Raw genomic sequence first — 17,679 nt, 5'->3', positions numbered from 1 at the left:
AACCAGCTGCCGTACGGCCCGGCTACCGCGTCGCAGGCGTCAGCGGATGGGTGCGAGGCGTTCCTGTTCGGATGAACCTGGGGCGATCACCGCGTAGGACGGCGTGTGGCGCGGGTAGGCCGGAAATGTCGGAGCGCCGACGTCCGCCCCCCGATCACGAGGCCGGTACCCATGTCTCATAACGCAGCCGTAGGACGGGAGCGCGGGGAGTCGCTTCACGAGCGAAGTCGCCGCGCCGGTGGCTCGAGCCCCTCGGTCGAGGTCACGTACAAGGCCAGAGTCGCCGTAGCCGTGCGCGCTTCCTGTTCAGCGGCCTCGCGACCGCCCCTTTAGATGCGACCGGCAGCGGGATCGATCGCCGGGGCGAGCGGCACAGAGCAAGAGGAGGCCACCGTTGCGGACACCCCCACCCACTCCCCTGTGTCCGTGCGATTCGGAGGGTCGTACGTGACGCTCGACGCCCCCATGCCCGCCGACCTGCAGCAGTGGGTCGCACACCGTCTGCCCGGCCATGCGAACGTCATGGACGTCCTCGACGTCTCCTGGCCACGCGGCGACTCCAAGGTCTGGCGCGTGACCTGCGACAGGGCAGCGGTGTACGTGAAGTTGAGCCCGACCCCGGAGGACTTCGCGCGCGAGGTACGCGGCTACCGCCATGCGGCCCGCTGTCTCGCCACCGGTGAGGCACCTCGCCTCTTGGCCTCGGATCTCGGCCTGCGGGCCATCATGACCTCGCCTCTGTCGGGTCACGTAGTCCGCGGCTTCCCGCTCACCGCCGATGCCGAAACCCGCGTACACGAACTCGCCGGCCGGCTGCTCAGGCGGTGGCACGATCATCCCGTGCCGGCCACCCGGGGAGTACGCGACGACGTCATGACGTCGGTCGCCCAGAAGGCGGACGAGGCCACAGCCTGCTTGCAGCACGTCTCCGAGCACCTCACCGACGCCCAGCGTGACCTGGTCAAGCGAGCGGGCCGCGAGCTGCCCGGGCTCGCCGAGGATCTCCCGCTGGTCTTCCGGCACGGCGACTACTCGACTCGCAACTGGCTCTGGGACCACAGGCGCGGCACCCACAGCCTCATCGACTTCGAGAAGTCCGACCACGGCATCGCCGTCGAGGACTTCGTCTGGCTGTGCTGCGCGTCCTGGCCCACGCGCCCGGATCTCAAGCCGGCCTTCCTCGACGGCTACGGACGCGGGTTGTCCGACACCGAGCGGCGGGCTCTGCCCCTCTTCACCGCACGTCTGGGCGTTTCCTACCTCGCCGCGGGGATCACGAAGCAGGAACCGAACCTCGTCTATCGCGGCCGGACAATCCTCGCGCGCATGGTGCGCGCCTCGGTGTGACCGTCCGCACCTCGCGTCCGCAAGCGGCCATGTGATCGAAACGGACTGCCGCTGTCACCGGGTGTCCCCGGCGCGAACCTGCCCGGGGCGCCACACGTACCGGATGTCCGGCTCACGTTCTTCGTTGCGGTGACCGTCGGTGCACTCGGCCGCGACGAAGCCGTGCGGCTCGTAGAAGCGGCGTGCCGGCTCATTGACCTGGAACGTCCACAGCGCCAACCCGGCCGGACAACGCTGCTTCGCCTGGTGGACGAGGCGGCCGCCGATGCCCTGGCCCTGCCAGGCCGGATCGAGATAGAGCTGGTCCAGGTCCTCGCCGTCCAGGACCATCATCCCGACCACCGAGCCCCCGACCGTCGCCACCCACGCGTCCTGGCGAGGCACGACGACCTCTCCGATCCAGGACCGGACCTGGTCGTCCGTATGCGCCCGGCGCACGCTCGGCAGCGCCGCTGTGAAGGAACGCAGCCACACCTCGGCCATCGCAGCGGCATCGGAGTCGACCGAACGACGGACGACACAGTTGTTGATCTCCACAGCGACGCATGCTCGCAGACATGCGAATCGGCCGCACGCGACTTCTCCGTGACGCTCGCACCGGGTCGGGACCCGGCGAACCCTTGCGGCCGGCGCGCACCCTCGCCGACTACCGTACGCAAACGGGAAGTCGACCGGATCCGTTCCGTCACTCGTCCACGCGGCTACCCAGGTCCGGGTCGATGTCCTCGGCGGCCGGAGCGTTCACGATCCGCTGGTGCAGGTAGCGTCCCCGGATCTCGTCCGTGGTCAGCGCCGCCCAACCCGCCGGCAGCTCCTGGCCCGCACGCTTGAGCTCGGCCGTCCACGCATCGACCAGTCCCGCCCTGGTCTTCGGGACGACCGACTCCGCAGGCTGCGGCACTCCGGCCGTCACCGGAGGCAGCTCGTCCTCCTGAACGACCGCCACCGCGAACCCCAGCGCGCCACCCACCACGAACGCCGCCGCGGCTATGCCCCATACCTGCCTGCGTGTCATCCTGCTCCCTCTCGCGAGCCGCACCCACCCTTACCGTGCCACGGCCCGGCGAGGAGCACGACGCCCAGGGACGGGGCCATGAGCTGACAAGGGCTCATCGGGACACGTGGGCAGGCTCAGTGCTCGCGGATCCTCGACCACCACCAGCCGCCCGCCGTCCGATCGTTCGCCTGCCAAGGGTTCGGCAGAGTGCGACGCTCGAACTCGTCGTCGATGCGAGCGATCAGCCGGCCGAGATCACGCCGAGCACCGTGAGGGAGGTGAAGCATGGCCTCCTCCAGATCGTCGCGGGCATACTCCACCTCCAATCCCGGCTGCCAGACGGGGGACGCGTTCAGATAACGGCCGGGCTGTTGGAACGCCCACTCGAAACGGTCGAGCGCGTCGGCGACCGCGTCGGTCCACATCCGCTCGTTCTCGACGCGGCGGACGGCTGCACGAGTCCTCGCGGAAACGCCACCGATCCGACGAACCACAACATGTCTACGAGGCCGCCACCGCTCCGCGCGGACGGCCTTCGGGCGCCTACGCGGCATCGCCCTTTCTGATCAGCATGTCGTCATCGTGCCACGAAGGGAGCCGGATCCGCACCCACGATCGATCTCCCCTCCACGAGAGACGTGTTCGGCCAAGGCGCTCTCGTCGTGTGGCGTCAGATCACCGGGAAGTCGGGTGCGATTCCGAGGGTGGGAGCGATCGTTCGCCAGATGGTCGATCTGGCGGTGGCGAGATCGACGCGGGGGTCGTCGAGCATCACGCGGATGCCGAGACCGTCACAGAGCGCCAGGGTCAGGGTGCTGACCGAAGCGACGTCGCACTCGGTGAACTCACCTGAGGCGATGCCCCGTTCGACCGCCCCGCCGACCCAGGTGTGGAGCTGGTCATAGAGGTCGACGGCGAGGTGCCGGGCCGTCGCGTCACGACCCGCGCGTACCCAGAGCTCCTGCCAGAGTTTCCAGTCCTGGCGGAGTACGGCGTCCGTGGGAAGCATGGTGCTCAGGATGCGGGCCAGGACGACCGCCGCCGGGACCTGGTCGGCGTCGGCGTCGAGGTCCGTGCCGGTCTGGGCGAAGGAGTGCGTCATCGCTTCGGCGAAGAGCTTCTCGCGGGTGTCGAAGTGGTAGTGCAGCAGGGCCTTCGACACACCGGCGTGCTCGGCAACCTTACGCATACTGATGTTCTCGAAGCCGATGTCGGCGATCACCTCGCACGCGGCCGTGAGGATTCGCTCACGCGTCTCGAGTGCGCGCTCGGCCTTGGTCACGTTGGCTACTCCCCGTGTCAGTGCTTGTGGTGCGGGTGGGCGGGCCCGGGCGGCCGGGCCCGCCGGACCATCATCCCTGCCCGTCGCCCGTTCGGGCCGGGTAGGTGTGGAACCCCCGGCCCGTCTTGCGGCCGAGCAGGCCCGCGTCCACCATCCGGGCCAGCAGCGGAGGCGGCGCGTACAACGGCTCCCGGTACTCCGCGTACATCGACCGCGCGATGGCCTGGACGGTGTCCAGGCCGATCAGATCGGCAAGTGCGAGCGGTCCCAGCGGGTGGGCGCAGCCCAGGGTCATGCCCTGGTCGATGTCCTCCGCGGACGCCGTGCCGGACTCCGCCATCCGCACCGCGGCCAGCAGGTACGGCACGAGGAGTGCGTTCACGACGAAGCCGGACCGGTCCTGTGCGCGGATGACCCGTTTACCCAGGACGTCGGAGGCGAAGACGCGCGCCCGCAGGGCGGTCTCCTCCCCGGTGAGCAGCGACGGTACGAGCTCGACCAGCGGAAGTACCGGTACGGGGTTGAAGAAGTGCAGTCCGACCACCTGCGCCGGCCGCGAAGTGGCGGCGGCCAGCCGGATGACCGGGATGGAAGAGGTGTTGGTCGCCAGCACGGCGTCCCGGCGTTCCACCGTCGCGTCGAGCCGGGCGAAGACCTCCAGCTTCGCGCGCTCGTCCTCGGCCACCGCCTCCACGACGAGGTCCCGGTCCGCCATCCGGTCCCAGTCGGTGGTCAGCGTGATCCGGTCGGTCGCGGCGTCCCGCTCGGCCGCCGTCAGCTTTCCGGCGGCCGCGGCCCGCGTGAGGGAGCGGGTGATGCGGCGCAGGCCGGCCTCCGCGGCCGGCCCGTCCGACTCCACCACCACGACGTCCCGGCCGGCGCGGGCGCAGACCTCGGCGATGCCGGAGCCCATCAGGCCGCAACCCACGATCCCGACCCGTTCGACGTCGGTCATCGGTTGGCCGTCTCCCGCGCGGCCGGCATCTGCAGAACACCCGTGCCGCGCTTGACGAGTTCGCCCGCGATGATCAGGCGCTGGATCTCGGAGGTGCCTTCCCAGATGCGGTCGACGCGCAGCTCGCGGTAGAGACGCTCGACGGGGTACGAGCGGTCGTAGCCACGCCCACCGAAGATCTGCAGGCACCGGTCGATGACTCGGCCGGACGCCTCGCTCGCCGACAGCTTGGCGATGGCCGCCTTGGCGTGCAGCGTCTTGCGGTCGATCCGGCCCTCGTCGACCTCCCAGGCGACCTGGTGGGTGTAGGCGCGGTTGACGGCGATGTCCACCGCGCAGTCGGCGAGCATCCCCTGGATCAGCTGGAAGTCGGCGATGCGGGAGCCGAACTGGCGGCGCTCCACCGCCCAGTCGCGGGCCAGCTCCAGAGCCCGCTCGGCCGCGCCGATCGTCCGGGCGGCGATCATGAGGCGTTCCTCGGAGAACCAGGAGCGGGTGATGTCGTAACCGTTGCCCACCTCCCCGAGCACGGCCTCGTCGGGGACGTGCACATCGGTGAAGGTGAACTCGGGGTGCTCGTAGACGAATGTGTGCATCCAGCGGGGCACGCGGGTCATCTCGACGCCCGGTGTGTCCTTGTCGACGAGGAAGAGGGTGGGGGCCCGCTCCTCCCCTGCCACGGCGAGCACGATCATGAAGTCGGCGTGGTCGCCGACGGTGACGAACCACTTCTCGCCGTTGAGCACCCAGCCGCCGGTGGTCCGCGTCGCCGTGGTCCGCAGGCTCTGCGGGTCGGAACCGGCCTCCCGCTCACTCACCGCGTAGCAGTCGCGGCGCTGCCCCCGGATCACGGGCACGAGGTACCGCTCGCGCTGCTCGGGCGTGCAGAAGGAGAGGGCGTTGGCCGGGCGCCACACCATGTCCCACAGTGCGCCGGTGAGCCGGCCCAGCTCCTCCTGGACCGTGACCTGCTCCAGGATGGTGAGGCCGGCGCCGCCCCACTCCGCCGGCATGTTGACCGCCTGCAGACCGCTGTCGAGGACGGCGTCGCGGATCTCGGTGTGGGCCTGCGGGGGCAGGCCGTTGTTCTCCTCGCAGTCGAGCTCGTACTTGGTGATGAACTCGGTCAGGGCGCGCGCCGCGCCCTTGAGCTCTTCCTGACGGGCGGTGAGACGGAAGTCCATGGGGTGAGTCCTCTGGGTCGTGGTGGGAACGGCGTGGTGGGGAGGCAGGACGGCGTGGTGGGCGTCGCGCGAGGGGGACGTCGTGCGGAGGGGCGTCGTGCGGAGGAACGTCGTGGCAGGGGGACGGTCGTCAGTTGCCGGGCAGCGCGAGTGCCTGTGTGCCGCGCTTGATCAACTCGTTGGCGATGATCAGTCGCTGGATCTCGGAGGTGCCCTCCCAGATGCGGTCGACGCGCAGCTCGCGGTACATCCGCTCGACCGGGTACGAGCGGTCGTAGCCTCGGCCGCCGAAGATCTGCACGCACCGGTCGATGACCCGCCCCGCGGCCTCGCTCGCCGCGAGCTTCGCCGTCGAGGCCTTGGCGTGCAGGGTCTTGCGGTCGGTGTGCGGCTGATCGGCCTCCCAGGCGACCTGGTGGGTGTAGGCGCGATTGACGGCGATGTCGACGGCGCAGTCGGCGAGCATCCCCTGAATCAACTGGAAGTCGGCGATGGGGGAACCGAACTGGCGGCGCTCCACCGCCCAGTCGCGGGCCAGCTCCAGAGCCCGCTCGGCCGCCCCCACGGTCCTGGCGGCGATCATCAGCCGCTCGTCGGTGAACCACTCCTTCGTCAGCTCGTAGCCGTTGCCGACCCCGCCGAGCACGTCCTCGTCCGGAACGAACACGTCCGTGAAGGTGAACTCGGGATGCCCGTTGACCGCGGAGTGCATGAAACGCGGGACCCGGGTCATCTCCACGCCGGGCGCCTGCTTGTCCACGAAGAACAGGGTCGCGGCCCGCTCCGGACCGGCATCGGCCTGCACCAGCAGGAAGTCGGCGATGTCCCCGCAGGTCACGAACCACTTCTCGCCGTTCAGCAGCCAGCCGCCCTCGGTGCGGGTCGCGGTGCTGGTACCCGATCCGGGGTCGGAGCCCGCCCCGGGCTCGGTCACCGCGAAGGCGTCGAAGCGCTCGCCGCGGATCACGGGCAGCAGGTACTTCTCGCGCTGCGCCTCGGTGCCGTACGCGAGGACGTTCGCGGGCCGCCAGGGGATGTCCCAGAGGCAGTTGGTGACCTTGCCGAACTCCTCTTCGACGATGACCTGGTCGAGGAGGGACAGACCGGCACCGCCCCACTGGGCGGGCATGTTGATGGCGTAGACGCCCGCGTCGATGGCGGCACGCGTCAGTTCGCGGACGGTGTCGGCGGGGAGCGGGCCGCCGGCCTCCTCGGACTGGTCCTCGTACGTCATCAGCAGCTGGGTGTAGGCGGCGGCACGCGCCTTGAGGTCGGCCTGCTCGGGTGTGTAGCGGAAGTCCATGTGTCCTCCAGGGAAAGGGGATGGGAGGGGCGTGAGGCGGGCGGCCCGGGACGGCTCCTGTGCCTTGCGCCGGGCTGGGGGCGGAGGCCGGGGCCGGTTCGGGGTTGGGCGATCTCAGCCGAGGACGGCCCGGGCGTCCAGGGCCAGGGCACCCTCAGGGCGTACAAGGAGGGGGTTGACCTCCAGTTCGGCGATCTCCGGGTGGGCGGCGGCCACGGCGGTGATGCGTTCGATCACGGCGGCCGCGGCGGCCACGTCGACGGCCGGTCGGCCCCGTACGCCCGCAAGCAGCGCGGCGGTCCGCAGCCCGCGGAGCAGCTCTTCGGCCCGCCCGGCGGGTACGGGCGCGAGCGAGAAGGCGACGTCGCGCAGGGTCTCGGTGAGTACCCCTCCGAGCCCGACCATGGCCACCGGCCCGAACCTCGGGTCGCGGTTCACGCCCACGATCAGCTCGACACCGTCCGAGAGGTCGGCCATCGCCTCGACCGAGTACGAGGGGGCGCCGAGCCGGGCATGCATGTCCCGGTACGCGGCGAGGAGGGCGTCGCGGTCGGCCAGGCGCAGCGCCACACCGCCGGCGTCGGACTTGTGCAGCACGTGCAGGGCCTTCAGCACGTAGGGGCCGTCGAACTCCCCCGCCGCGGCCAGCAGTCCGGCCTCGTCGGTGATCTCGCGGGCGGGCGGGAAGGGCACTCCGGCGTCTTCCAGCAGCGCTCGGATCCCGTGGTAGCCGGGGTCCCGCAGCGGCGGCTGGGCAGCGGGCAGCGGCGCGATGCGGGACGACGTATGGCATGTGGACCCGGACGACGGCCGTGCCGACGACCCGGGGGCCGCCGGGGACGCGGTCCCGGAAGACGCCCCGGACGAAGGCCCGGAGGGCGTCTCGGATGAAGCTTCGGAGGGCACGTCAGCGGTCGCCTCGGCTGGTGCCTCGGGCGTCGCTTCCGATGGCGAACCGACCACCGCCCGGCCCGTCATCGCCGCCAAGGCGCGGGCGGCGTCCTCGGTGGCGGAGAACACCGGGACCCCGCCCTCCACCAACACCCGACAGCTCGGCGACTGCGGGTACATCGACTGCACGACCAGGGGCTTCGGCGTGGCGGCGAGGTGCGCGACGATCTCCTTCGCCGCCCGTGTCTCGCCCTCCGCCAGGACGGAGCCGCCGGCGGGGCCCCCGCCCAGGCCACCGTCGGAGGCGGCGTAGCCACCGAAGTACCCCGTCATGAGGACGGCGTCGACCTCCTCCGACGCGAGCAGTTCCGCGACGGTGTCGGCGTACGAGAGAGGGCGCTGCTCCCCCATCCCGGCCAGGTCGACCGGGTTGCCGACCGCGGACTGCTCCCAGAGCACCGTCCGCAGCCGGTCCTGCGTCGGCGCGTCGAGCTCCGGCACGTCGAGCCCGGCGTCCTCGGCGGCGTCGGCCGCGATGGCGCCGTGTCCGCCGCCGTCGGTGAAGACCGCGGTCCGCCGTCCGTTCGTACGCGCCCCGCCGCTCAGGGCGGCCAGGACCACGGTCATCTCCCGTGGTGTACGCACGAGTTCGACGCCCGCGTCGCGGCAGGCGGCGGCGACCACGTCCGCCGAGGTGGTGAGCGCTCCGGTGTGCGACTGGGCGCTGCGTGCCGAGGCGGTGCCCCGGCCGGCGGTGAGCAGGACGACCGGTTTGCCCGCCTCGGCCGCGGCCCGGGCGAACGCCCTGCCGTCGCCGAAGTCCTCCGCGTACACGGCGATCACCGAGGTGGCCTCGTGGCGGGCACAGTCCTCGACGAGGTCGACGAGGGTGACGTCGGCCTGGTTGCCGAGGGAGACGAAGCGGGAGAAGCCGAGGCCGTGCGGCGCGCCGCGGAGCTGTAGTTCGAGGGCGAGGTTGCCGCTCTGGCTCAGCAGGGCGACGCCGCCGGGTGCGAAGCGGTCCGAGGCGAGGTACAGCTCGGTGGTGTTGTCGGCGATGCCCAGGCAGTTGGGGCCGACGAGGACGGCTCCGGCGTCCCGGACGCGCGTGGCGACCGCCCGCTGCCGGGCCAGTCCGGCGGGGCCGGCCTCCGCGAATCCGGCGGTGATGCCGACGATCGCCTTCGCCCCGCAGGCCAGCGCGTCGTCCACGGCGGCCTCGAAACCGGCACCGGGTACGGAGATCACCACCAGTTCGACGGGTTCGCCGATCTCGGCGAGGGAGGTGGCCGCCGTGCGGCCGAGGACGGTGCCGCCGCGCCGGTTGACGAGGTGCACGGGCCGCCGGTCGGGGGCGCGCAGCGCCTGGGAGGCGACGGCGTGGCCGTACTTGGCCGGGTCGTCGCTGGCGCCGACGACGGCGACGGAGCCGGGGTCGAAGAGCGAGGTCAGGTCGCGTCCCATGTCAACGCTCCAGTCGAAGGGCGGAGTTCGGGCAGCTGGCCGCGCAGGCACGCGCCTCGTCCTCGGCGGCGGGCGGGACGGAGAGGGCGATGACGTTCGCGTACCCCCACTCGTCGAGTTCGACGAGCTCGGGTGCGTGTTCCTGGCACAGTCCGTAGCCCTGGCAGAGGGTGGAGTCCAACAGGAGTTTCACGGCGTTCCTTTCAGCACGGGCAGCGGAGTACGGGACGGGGTGGCGGGGGTGGTGGACGCGGCGGCGGCGTCCGTGACCGCTGGTACGGCCACGGTGAGGCGCCCGGGAGCGCCCGTGCGGGGACGTGCGGCGCAGGCGGCGCACGGCAGGTCGAGGTGGTACGGGACGAGGTCGGGGAAGACGTGCAGGAGGCTGCCGGCGGTACCCGCGGCGGCGTCGAGCAGACCGCACGCGCCGCGCCCTGGCAGGCCCTGCGACCACCGGTGGAGGTGGGCGGCGGTGTCGGGTCCTGCCGAGCCCGCCGCGAGGGCGTCCAGGGCGTCGCGGATCGCCGCCGTACCGGACACGCAGACTCCGCACTGGCGCGCGCTCTCGGCCGCGAGGTGGCCCACCGCGTCGGCGGCGGTGGAGACCGGGCAGGTGTCGGCGGCGAGGAAGCGGATCGCTCCGCAGCCGAGCGCGGTGCCGGCCGCGGCGAGTGCGTCCGGTTCGAGGGGGAGGTCCAGGGCGCGGGCGTCGACGAGTCCGCCGAACAGCCCGCCCATGAGTGCGCCGGCCGCGTCGGGGGTGCCCTGCAGCGCCGCGAGGGTGCGCAGCGGGACGCCGTACGGGACTTCGGTGAGCACGGCGGTCGTGGTCCCGCCGGACAACGTGACCAGGGTGGTCCGGGCGATCCGGTCGCGCAGACCGGGTCGGGCGGCCGTCAGGGCGATCCGGGCGAGCGTCTCGACGTTGGCGACCAGGGTCGGGGCGCCGCCGACGCCCTTCTCGAAGGGGCGGGGCGGTTTGGCGGTGGGCAGGGCAGGGCCGCCGTCGATCCTGCGTACGACGGCGGTCTCCTCGCCGGCGACGTAGGTATGGGCGGTCTCCACGACCTCGACGGGCAGGGGCGAGCGGTGCTCGGCGAGGGCCCGGCGGACGCGTGCGCCCGCTTCCGGGTCCGAGAGGTAGACGTAGCCGCGTACGGCACCGGTGATCGCGGCAGCGTGGGCGAGGCCGTCGAGGACCAGGTGGGGACGGGCCCGCAACAGCCAGCGGTCCTTGACCGAACCGGGCTCGCCCTCCTCCCCATTGGCCACGACGACCGGGGCGCCGCCCTGCTCGCGTACGGCACGGAGCTTGACGGCGGCCGGAAAGCCGGCCCCGCCGCGGCCGCGCAGTCCGGACGCCTCGAGGTGGCGCAGCAGCTCGTCCGGGCCGGTGGCCTCGGCGTACCCGCCGGTCGCGCGGTAGGCGGAGGCGCTCTCGGTGACGTCCGGCGCCGCTCCGAGTACGGATCCCGGGGACTGTGCCGTCGGGTACCGGATCGTGGTCATCGGCTCTCTCCAGTGCGGGGGTGCTGGGTGCGCAGGGTCCGTACCGCCCTTTCCAGCGCGGCGCGGTCTCCCGAGGTGCGGCCGTATCCCGCGCCCGGGAGGCCGATGAGCATGTGGTGGTGGTCGAGGACCACCTCGGCAGCGAGGAGGGCTGCCGCGTGGTCTTCGGGCGGGGGTGGGGGGCTTTTCTTGACGGCGTCGGGGTCGCGGCTTTGGTTGGGCACTTGGCCTTGAGCTCGGCCTTGGCCCTGAAACTGGCCCTGAGCTCGGCCTTCGCCGTGGCCTTGGCCTTCACCGTGGCCTTGGCTGTCGCCCTGGCCGTCACAGTCGCCCTGGCCGTCGCCGGACCTCACCGTCCGTGCCGCCACGGCTGTGACAAGGGCCGTGACCTCGGCGAGGTAGCGCAGCCAGCTGTGTCGGTTGCCCCGCAGGACCAGGCGTTCGACGCGGCGCCGCTCGGCGGCCGCGAGCTCCGCCCGGGCGGCGGACGACGTGTGCCCGGCACCCGATGCAGTGCCTGATGCGGCACCCGAGGCGACGCGCAGCGCGGCGACCGCCGCGGGCAGTTCCCGCTCGGGTTCGGGGGTGAGCCCGAGCCAGTCCAGACGCCGACGAGCGCTCATGGGTGCCTCCGCGAGAGGTGGGATGCCGTGGCCGGACCGGACGGGTGGCCGAGGGAGCCGAGGGCGCGGTATGTGGGCCCGGGGCTCGCCACGGGAGTGCCGGTGGCGTGCGGCAGAGGGAGGGAGGAAGAGGTGCGCGGCCCCCTGGCGGGTGCGGGGCGCGCCGGGCTGCGTCCGATCCGACGAGCAGATGCGCAGGTCAGAGGCGGATGAACGCCGGAGCAGCGACGTGGAGCAGATTCACTGACCGATCGGTCAGCCAGGAATAACGCTAGCTGACCGATCGGTCAGCGTACAAGTCTTGACCCGACGGAATTCAGCCAGCACTCTGGCTGTCCAATCGGTCAGTCTGGTCCCGGCGCCCGCCCCGACCACCTGCCCGCAGCTGGGTCGTCTCTACATCGATGCCCGACACCGATCGCCGCACGGCCGGCACGGAGGAGTCACACGATGCAATCCAGAGCCCCCGAAACACCGCTCAGCCCGCCAGGCCGGGAGCCGTCCAGCCGGGACGCTCCGGCCCACGTGGCCCCCGCCCAGGAAGCCCCCGTCCAGGACACCCCCGCCCTGGTCGGCCCTACGAACGACACCCCTCCCCAGGACACCCCCGCCCTGGCCGACCCCGCGCAGGACGCCGCAGCCCGGAACGCTCCGAGCCGGAGCGCGCCCGTCGAGGACGTCCCCGGTCCCGCACTCTCGGCCCGGTACTACACCGACCCCGACACCGCCTCCGCCGAGATGCGGCATGTCTTCGCCAAGTCCTGGCAGGTCGTCTGTCACGAATCCGACCTGCCGAACCCCGGAGCCCGGCTCGCCGCCAAGGTCGCGGACCGGGAGGTGCTGGTCGTCCGCACCGAGGACGGCGGTCTGGCCGCCCACCTCAACGTGTGCCGGCACCGCGGAACGCGCCTGGTCACCGACCCCGAACCGGCCGGCAAGGCGATCCGATGCCCGTACCACGGCTGGACGTACCGGCTCGACGGAAGCCTGGTCGGAGCCCCGGAGGCGCGGCAGATCCCATGCCTCGACAAGCCCCGACTCGGTCTCTTCCCCGCCCGCGTCGAGTCGTTCCTCGGCTTCGTCTTCGTCAACCTCGACCTCGACGCCGTGCCGCTGGCAGAACAGTGCGCGGGACTCGCCGAGGCGGTCGGCCACTACGCCGGAGCCGATCTGGTGCCGGTCGGCCGCGACCGGATCCACGACCTCGCCCGCGCCGAAGTGCAGGACGCCAACTGGAAGGTGGCGGTCGACAACTACCTGGAGGGGTACCACGTCCCGGTCGCACACCCCGGCCTGATGCGACTGCTCGACTACCAGGGCTACACCTGCGAGATCGAGGAGTCGTACGTGCTCTTCACCTCGCCCCTGCGGGACAAACCGTCCTCGAACTGGGCCGAACGCCTCTACCAGCGCATCGCCGCACCCATGCCCGGCCTCGGCGAGGCCGACCGTCGGGTCTGGCGTTACGCGGTGATCTACCCCAACACCCTCATCGACTTCTACCCCGACCACGTCCTGGCCTGGACCGCGATCCCGACAGCGACGGAACGGGTGGCCGTACCAGGCGGGTTCTACACCCGCCGCGGCACGAGCCTGCGCACCCGGCTCGCCCGGCGCCTCAACATCCACATCGGCTGGATCACCAACGACGAGGACGCCGAACTGGTCGCCCGCGTCCAACGGGGTCTCTCCACCCCCGGGTTCGAGCCGGGTCCGCTGTCGCGACGGGAGTCGGCGGTGGGTTGGTTCGCCGAGCGCATCCGGGCGGATCTCGACGCAGCGGACGGGTGAGCCACCGCGGCCCAGGTGGGCTACCCCCGTCTCACCCGGCTGCACCCGACCCACCCGGCCGAGGCCCGCTGCACCGGACCACCTCTGCGCACCCCGCTCCGCGTCACCCCACCCCCGCACACCGCGTCCCCGCGCACCGCGCCCCGACGTCCCGTTCGTTCCTCCGCCGTCCCCCCGCGGCCCTACGGAGAGGACCCAGATGTCCCCCGAGGCACGTTCCCTGTCCCGACGTTCACTGCTCCGCGCCGGAAGCGCCGCGGCCCTCGGCCTCACGGCGGCCGGCTGCGGATTCTCGTCCGCCGGCGACCCGGCCGGAAAGGCGGCCGAGGACAAGCCGATCGACGTCAAGGTCGACGGCGACCTGGTCTATTTCAACTGGGCCGACTTCGTCGACCCCGCCGTCTTCGCTGGCTTCGAGAAGGAGTACGGCGTCAAGGTCGTCCAGTCGAACTTCGACTCGATGGAAGGCATGGTCGCCAAGCTCAACGCCGGTAACCGCTACGACATCGTCTTCCCCACCGCGAAGTGGGCGGAGCGCCTCACCCAGGGAGGCCGACTGCGCCGGATCGACCACACCCGGCTGAAGAACGCCGAGGCGGTGTTCGGCACCTACGACTACTTCGCCAACCCCTGGTACGACCCGCTGTCCGCACACACGATCCCCTTCACCATGTACAAGACCGGCATCGGCTGGCGCAGGGACCGGCTCGGCGATCTGACCGGCTCCTGGGACGACCTGTGGAACGACCAGGCCAAGGGCAAGGTCTTCGTCCTCGACGACCGCGACGAGGTGCTCGGCATCGGCGCGCTCAAGCACCACCTCCGTCTCACCACCGACAGCCCCGACGACCTCGAGATCGTCACCGACACCCTCCGCTCGCTCCGCCCCCGACTGCGCGGCTTCTCCAGCGACAGTTACAACAACCTCCTCAACGGCAACGCCGACATGACCCAGGCGTGGAGCGGGGACATGGCCGCCATGCTCGCCCAGGCGAAGGACCCGTCCGTCTTCGGCTTCCAGGTCGCCCGGGAGGGCGCACCCGTCAACTCCGACTGCTACGCCATCCCCGCCGACGCACAGCACCCCGGCACCGCGATGCTCTTCATCGACTACATGCTCCGCCCGGAGAACGTGAAGAAGAACATCGAGTACATCGGCTACCCGATGCCGGTCCGCGGCAGCGAGGACACGTACGCCGCGCTCGTGGAGCCCTTCCCGCAGTGTCAGGTGACCACGTCCGACCTCAAGGACGACCTGTTCTACCGCAACGGCTCCGCGCAGGGCGAGAAGGCCCGCGACGCCGCCTGGACCGATGTGAAGGCCGGCTGACATGGAACTGCGCAATCGACGGCGACGGCCGGACCGGCTGTGGACCTGGCTGATGCTGCCGGGCACCTTGTGGATGACGGCCTTTCTCGTCGCCTCGCTGATCCTGGTGGCCACCCTCGCCTTCGGCACCACGGACCCGCTCGGAAACCCGCAGTTCGGACTCGACTTCGCCAACTTCGCCGCGCTGGCCGACCCGGCGTACCGCACCGTCCTGCTGCGCTCCCTCGGCTACGCGCTCATCACCTGTGTCATCTGCCTGGCCGTGGCCTACCCGGTCGCGTACGCCATCGCGATGAGCGGCGGACGCTTCAAGAACCTGCTGATCGCCGCGATCGTCGTGCCGTTCTTCGCCAACTACCTGGTACGGATGTACGGCTGGTCCGTCGTTCTCTCCGACGACGGGCCTCTGCTGAGGGCACTGCGCGCGATCGGCGTCGCCGACGACGGCACACGGATCCTGCAGACCGGCGTCGGCGTCGTCGCCGGACTCGTCTACGGATTCATCGTCTTCATGATCATCCCGCTGTACGCGGCCATGGAACGCATGGACACCTCGCTCATCGAGGCCGGACGCGATCTGTACGGAGGTCCTCTGCGGACCTTCCTCTTCGTCACCGTCCCCGCCACCCGGCAGGGCGCGGCGGCCGGATGCGTCCTCGTCTTCCTGCCCGCCATGGGTGACTTCGTCAGCGCCCAACTCATGGGAGGTCCCGACCAGATCATGATCGGCAACCTGATCCAGGACAAGTTCTTCCAGGGCCAGAACTGGCCGCTCGGGTCGGCCCTGACCATGCTGCTGATGGCGGTCCTGTTCCTCGGGATGCTCGGCTATCTGCGACGTACCCGCAAGGACGAGGCGGAGGCGGCCCGATGACCCGACCGGTTCCCCCGGCGAACACCACGTCGGACCCGCAGCCCGACCCGGCGAACACCACTGCGGACCCACCACCCGACCTGGCAAACGCCCCGTCGGACCCGCAGCCGGACCCGCCGGACGTACTCCCTACGGAGCTTCCTGACACGCCCCCGTCCGCCCCTCCCCCCGTCCGCCGAAAGCGCGTGGCGCGCCGCGGAGCCGAACGCCGGCCGCGCTTCGCCATCGCGGTCACCGCGCTCTTCTTCGCCCTCCTCTACCTCCCCGTCGGCGTCGTCGTCCTCTTCTCCTTCAACTCGCAGAAGTCCCTCACCGTCTTCGAGGACGTCAGCCTGCGCTGGTACCGGGCGTTCCTCCGCGACGACGTGCTCCTCGACTCGCTCGGCATGAGCCTGCAGGTCTCCCTCGTCGCCATGGCCGGCTCGCTGGTCCTCGGCGTGGCCCTGGCGCTCGGTCTGGTCCGCAGCCGAGGCCGGCTCGGCTCCTTCGCCGGTCTGGTCATGCTCGTGCCGCTGATCACCCCGGAGATCGTCACCGGCGTCGCCGCGATGCTCCTGTTCAAGGGCCTGGGCATCACCTTGTCGACCACGACCGTGATGCTCGCCGAGATCACGTTCTCCATCTCCTACGTGACGGTGATCCTGCGCTCGCGCATCGCCGCCCTCAACCCGGAGATCGAGGAGGCGGCGATGGACCTCGGTGCCACCCGCCGGCAGGCACTGCGCCTCGTCACCCTGCCCGCGCTGCTCCCCAGCATCCTCGCCTCGGCGGTCCTGATCTTCGCCCTCGTCTTCGACGACTTCGTCCTCGCCTACTTCACCACCGGCGTCGACCCACAGCCCCTGTCGGTCCGCATCTACTCGGCGATCAGGTTCGGCGTCCAGCCGACCATCAACGCCGTCGGCACCCTCATGCTGGCCGGCTCCATCGGACTCATCGTCCTCGCGCTCGCCATCCCGCGCCTGTTCGGCCGGCGCGGCGGCCTCGACCTGCTCTCCGGGAAGTGACCTCCATGCACCCGCACCCCGCCGTCCGGCTCGACCGGGTCAGCAAGCAGTACGCCGGCGCGCCCGCCGCCACCCATGCCTCCCCCGGCACCTCCGCACACGCCTACGCCGTCCGCGACATCAGCCTCGACATCGCCCAGGGCGAGTTCTTCTCCCTCCTCGGTCCCTCCGGCTGCGGCAAGACGACCCTGCTCCGCATGATCGGCGGCTTCGCCGACCCCACCGAGGGCAGCGTTCTGCTCGGCGGCGACGACGTGACCGGCCTCCCGCCCAACAAGCGCAACGTCAACACGGTCTTCCAGAGCTACGCCCTCTTCGACCACCTCTCGCTTGCGGACAACGTGGCCTTCGGCCTCAAGCGCAAGCGCATCGCGCGCGCCGAGATCCGCCAGCGGGTCACCGACATGCTCGATCTCGTCCAGCTCGGACATCTTGCCGACCGCAAGCCGGCCACGCTCTCCGGCGGTCAGCGCCAGCGCGTCGCCCTCGCCCGCGCCCTGGTCAACCGTCCCCAGGTCCTGCTGCTCGACGAGCCGTTGGCCGCCCTCGACCTGAAGCTCCGCCGCCGGATGCAGGTCGAGCTCAAGCAGATCCAGCGCGAGGTCGGCATCACCTTCCTGTTCGTCACCCACGACCAGGACGAGGCGCTGACCATGTCGGACCGACTCGCGGTCATGAACGAGGGACGTGTCGAGCAGTGCGGCACGCCGGAGGACGTGTACGAGCGGCCCACCAGCAGCTTCACCGCCTCCTTCCTGGGCACCTCCAACCTCGTCCCCGGCACCTACCGCTCCGGCGAGGTCGTACTCGACCAGGGCCCCGCCCTCCCGGTCGGCACGCGCACCGGCGTCGCCGACGGCAGCCGGGTCAGCCTCTCCCTCCGCCCCGAGAAGATCTGGCTCTCCGACTTCGAAGCGGGCATGGCCAAGGTCACCGGCGTCGTACGGGAGACGGTCTACTCCGGCCCGACCACCACCTATCTCATCGAACTGGCCCCCGGCATCACCGTGCACGTACTGGAGCAGAACACCTTCCGCTCCCGTATGGAGGACCGCTGGAGCGGCGGTGAGCAGGTCGAGATCGGGTGGAAGCCCGAACACTGCCTGGTCCTCGACTGACCCG

General features: G+C 71.2%; 17 protein-coding genes. 6 read left to right on the top strand and 11 right to left on the bottom strand.

The genetic code is table 11. The annotated features are described in order from the left end of the window. The first annotated feature begins 447 nt into the window (after positions 1-447). The gene (locus tag ACFC0D_RS00155) at positions 448-1,347 is read left to right on the top strand and encodes an aminoglycoside phosphotransferase family protein (protein WP_376429951.1); all 900 of its coding nucleotides are present in this window, start codon (positions 448-450) and stop codon (positions 1,345-1,347) included. 54 nt (positions 1,348-1,401) lie between these two features. Here the strand turns inward: ACFC0D_RS00155 and ACFC0D_RS00150 are convergent, their stop codons facing one another. The 11 genes from ACFC0D_RS00150 to ACFC0D_RS00100 form a co-directional block, all read right to left on the bottom strand. Beyond that, positions 1,402-1,884, bottom strand: a complete 483-nt coding sequence (locus ACFC0D_RS00150) for a GNAT family N-acetyltransferase (protein ID WP_376429949.1) — start codon at positions 1,882-1,884, stop codon at positions 1,402-1,404. 148 nt (positions 1,885-2,032) lie between these two features. Next, positions 2,033-2,362 (bottom strand): hypothetical protein, encoded by a 330-nt coding sequence (locus ACFC0D_RS00145; protein WP_376429947.1) that lies wholly within the window; start codon positions 2,360-2,362, stop codon positions 2,033-2,035. A gap of 116 nt (positions 2,363-2,478) precedes the next feature. Next, entirely contained in the window at positions 2,479-2,769 is a 291-nt protein-coding gene (locus tag ACFC0D_RS00140; RefSeq protein WP_376429945.1) for a hypothetical protein, read from the bottom strand. Positions 2,770-3,014: 245 nt separating this feature from the next. Further along, positions 3,015-3,626: a TetR/AcrR family transcriptional regulator gene (locus ACFC0D_RS00135; protein ID WP_376429943.1), complete on the bottom strand. Its 612-nt coding sequence runs from the start codon at positions 3,624-3,626 to the stop codon at positions 3,015-3,017. Positions 3,627-3,696: 70 nt separating this feature from the next. Beyond that, on the bottom strand, positions 3,697-4,581 hold the full coding sequence (locus ACFC0D_RS00130; RefSeq protein ID WP_376429942.1) for a 3-hydroxybutyryl-CoA dehydrogenase: 885 nt from the start codon (positions 4,579-4,581) through the stop codon (positions 3,697-3,699). Then, positions 4,578-5,765 (bottom strand): acyl-CoA dehydrogenase family protein, encoded by a 1,188-nt coding sequence (locus ACFC0D_RS00125; protein WP_376429940.1) that lies wholly within the window; start codon positions 5,763-5,765, stop codon positions 4,578-4,580. Before ACFC0D_RS00125 ends, ACFC0D_RS00130 begins: the two co-directional genes overlap by 4 nt. Positions 5,766-5,895: 130 nt before the next feature. Then, positions 5,896-7,068, bottom strand: coding sequence for an acyl-CoA dehydrogenase family protein (locus tag ACFC0D_RS00120; protein WP_376429938.1), 1,173 nt, complete (start codon positions 7,066-7,068; stop codon positions 5,896-5,898). A 114-nt stretch (positions 7,069-7,182) separates the two neighbouring features. Further along, positions 7,183-9,423 carry an acetate--CoA ligase family protein gene (locus ACFC0D_RS00115; RefSeq protein ID WP_376429936.1) on the bottom strand — a complete coding sequence of 747 codons (2,241 nt, stop codon included), beginning with the start codon at positions 9,421-9,423 and terminating at the stop codon, positions 7,183-7,185. A gap of 1 nt (position 9,424) precedes the next feature. Next, positions 9,425-9,616, bottom strand: coding sequence for a ferredoxin (locus tag ACFC0D_RS00110; protein WP_329124485.1), 192 nt, complete (start codon positions 9,614-9,616; stop codon positions 9,425-9,427). After that, positions 9,613-10,932: an NADH-ubiquinone oxidoreductase-F iron-sulfur binding region domain-containing protein gene (locus ACFC0D_RS00105; RefSeq protein ID WP_376429934.1), complete on the bottom strand. Its 1,320-nt coding sequence runs from the start codon at positions 10,930-10,932 to the stop codon at positions 9,613-9,615. Before ACFC0D_RS00105 ends, ACFC0D_RS00110 begins: the two co-directional genes overlap by 4 nt. Beyond that, the gene (locus ACFC0D_RS00100; RefSeq protein WP_376429932.1) at positions 10,929-11,555 is read right to left on the bottom strand and encodes a hypothetical protein; all 627 of its coding nucleotides are present in this window, start codon (positions 11,553-11,555) and stop codon (positions 10,929-10,931) included. Before ACFC0D_RS00100 ends, ACFC0D_RS00105 begins: the two co-directional genes overlap by 4 nt. A 450-nt stretch (positions 11,556-12,005) precedes the next feature. Here ACFC0D_RS00100 and ACFC0D_RS00095 point away from each other — a divergent pair, with 450 nt between their 5' ends. The 5 genes from ACFC0D_RS00095 to ACFC0D_RS00075 all read left to right on the top strand — a co-directional run bounded on the left by ACFC0D_RS00095 (position 12,006) and on the right by ACFC0D_RS00075 (position 17,675). Then, positions 12,006-13,346 (top strand): SRPBCC family protein, encoded by a 1,341-nt coding sequence (locus ACFC0D_RS00095; RefSeq protein ID WP_376429930.1) that lies wholly within the window; start codon positions 12,006-12,008, stop codon positions 13,344-13,346. 199 nt (positions 13,347-13,545) lie between these two features. Next, a complete protein-coding gene (locus ACFC0D_RS00090) occupies positions 13,546-14,676 on the top strand; it encodes a spermidine/putrescine ABC transporter substrate-binding protein (protein WP_376429928.1) in 1,131 nt (376 codons plus the stop codon). Between the two features lies 1 nt (position 14,677). Beyond that, a complete protein-coding gene (locus ACFC0D_RS00085; RefSeq protein ID WP_376429925.1) occupies positions 14,678-15,550 on the top strand; it encodes an ABC transporter permease in 873 nt (290 codons plus the stop codon). Between the two features lie 185 nt (positions 15,551-15,735). Further along, the gene (locus tag ACFC0D_RS00080; RefSeq protein ID WP_376429923.1) at positions 15,736-16,557 is read left to right on the top strand and encodes an ABC transporter permease; all 822 of its coding nucleotides are present in this window, start codon (positions 15,736-15,738) and stop codon (positions 16,555-16,557) included. 5 nt (positions 16,558-16,562) lie between these two features. After that, the gene (locus ACFC0D_RS00075; protein WP_376430341.1) at positions 16,563-17,675 is read left to right on the top strand and encodes an ABC transporter ATP-binding protein; all 1,113 of its coding nucleotides are present in this window, start codon (positions 16,563-16,565) and stop codon (positions 17,673-17,675) included. Positions 17,676-17,679: the final 4 nt, after the last annotated feature.

Source organism: Streptomyces sp. NPDC056222, from assembly GCF_042264065.1.
Classification (GTDB): domain Bacteria; phylum Actinomycetota; class Actinomycetes; order Streptomycetales; family Streptomycetaceae; genus Streptomyces.
Note: the sequence above shows the minus strand (reverse complement) of the source record. Positions and strands in the feature narration are given on the sequence as shown.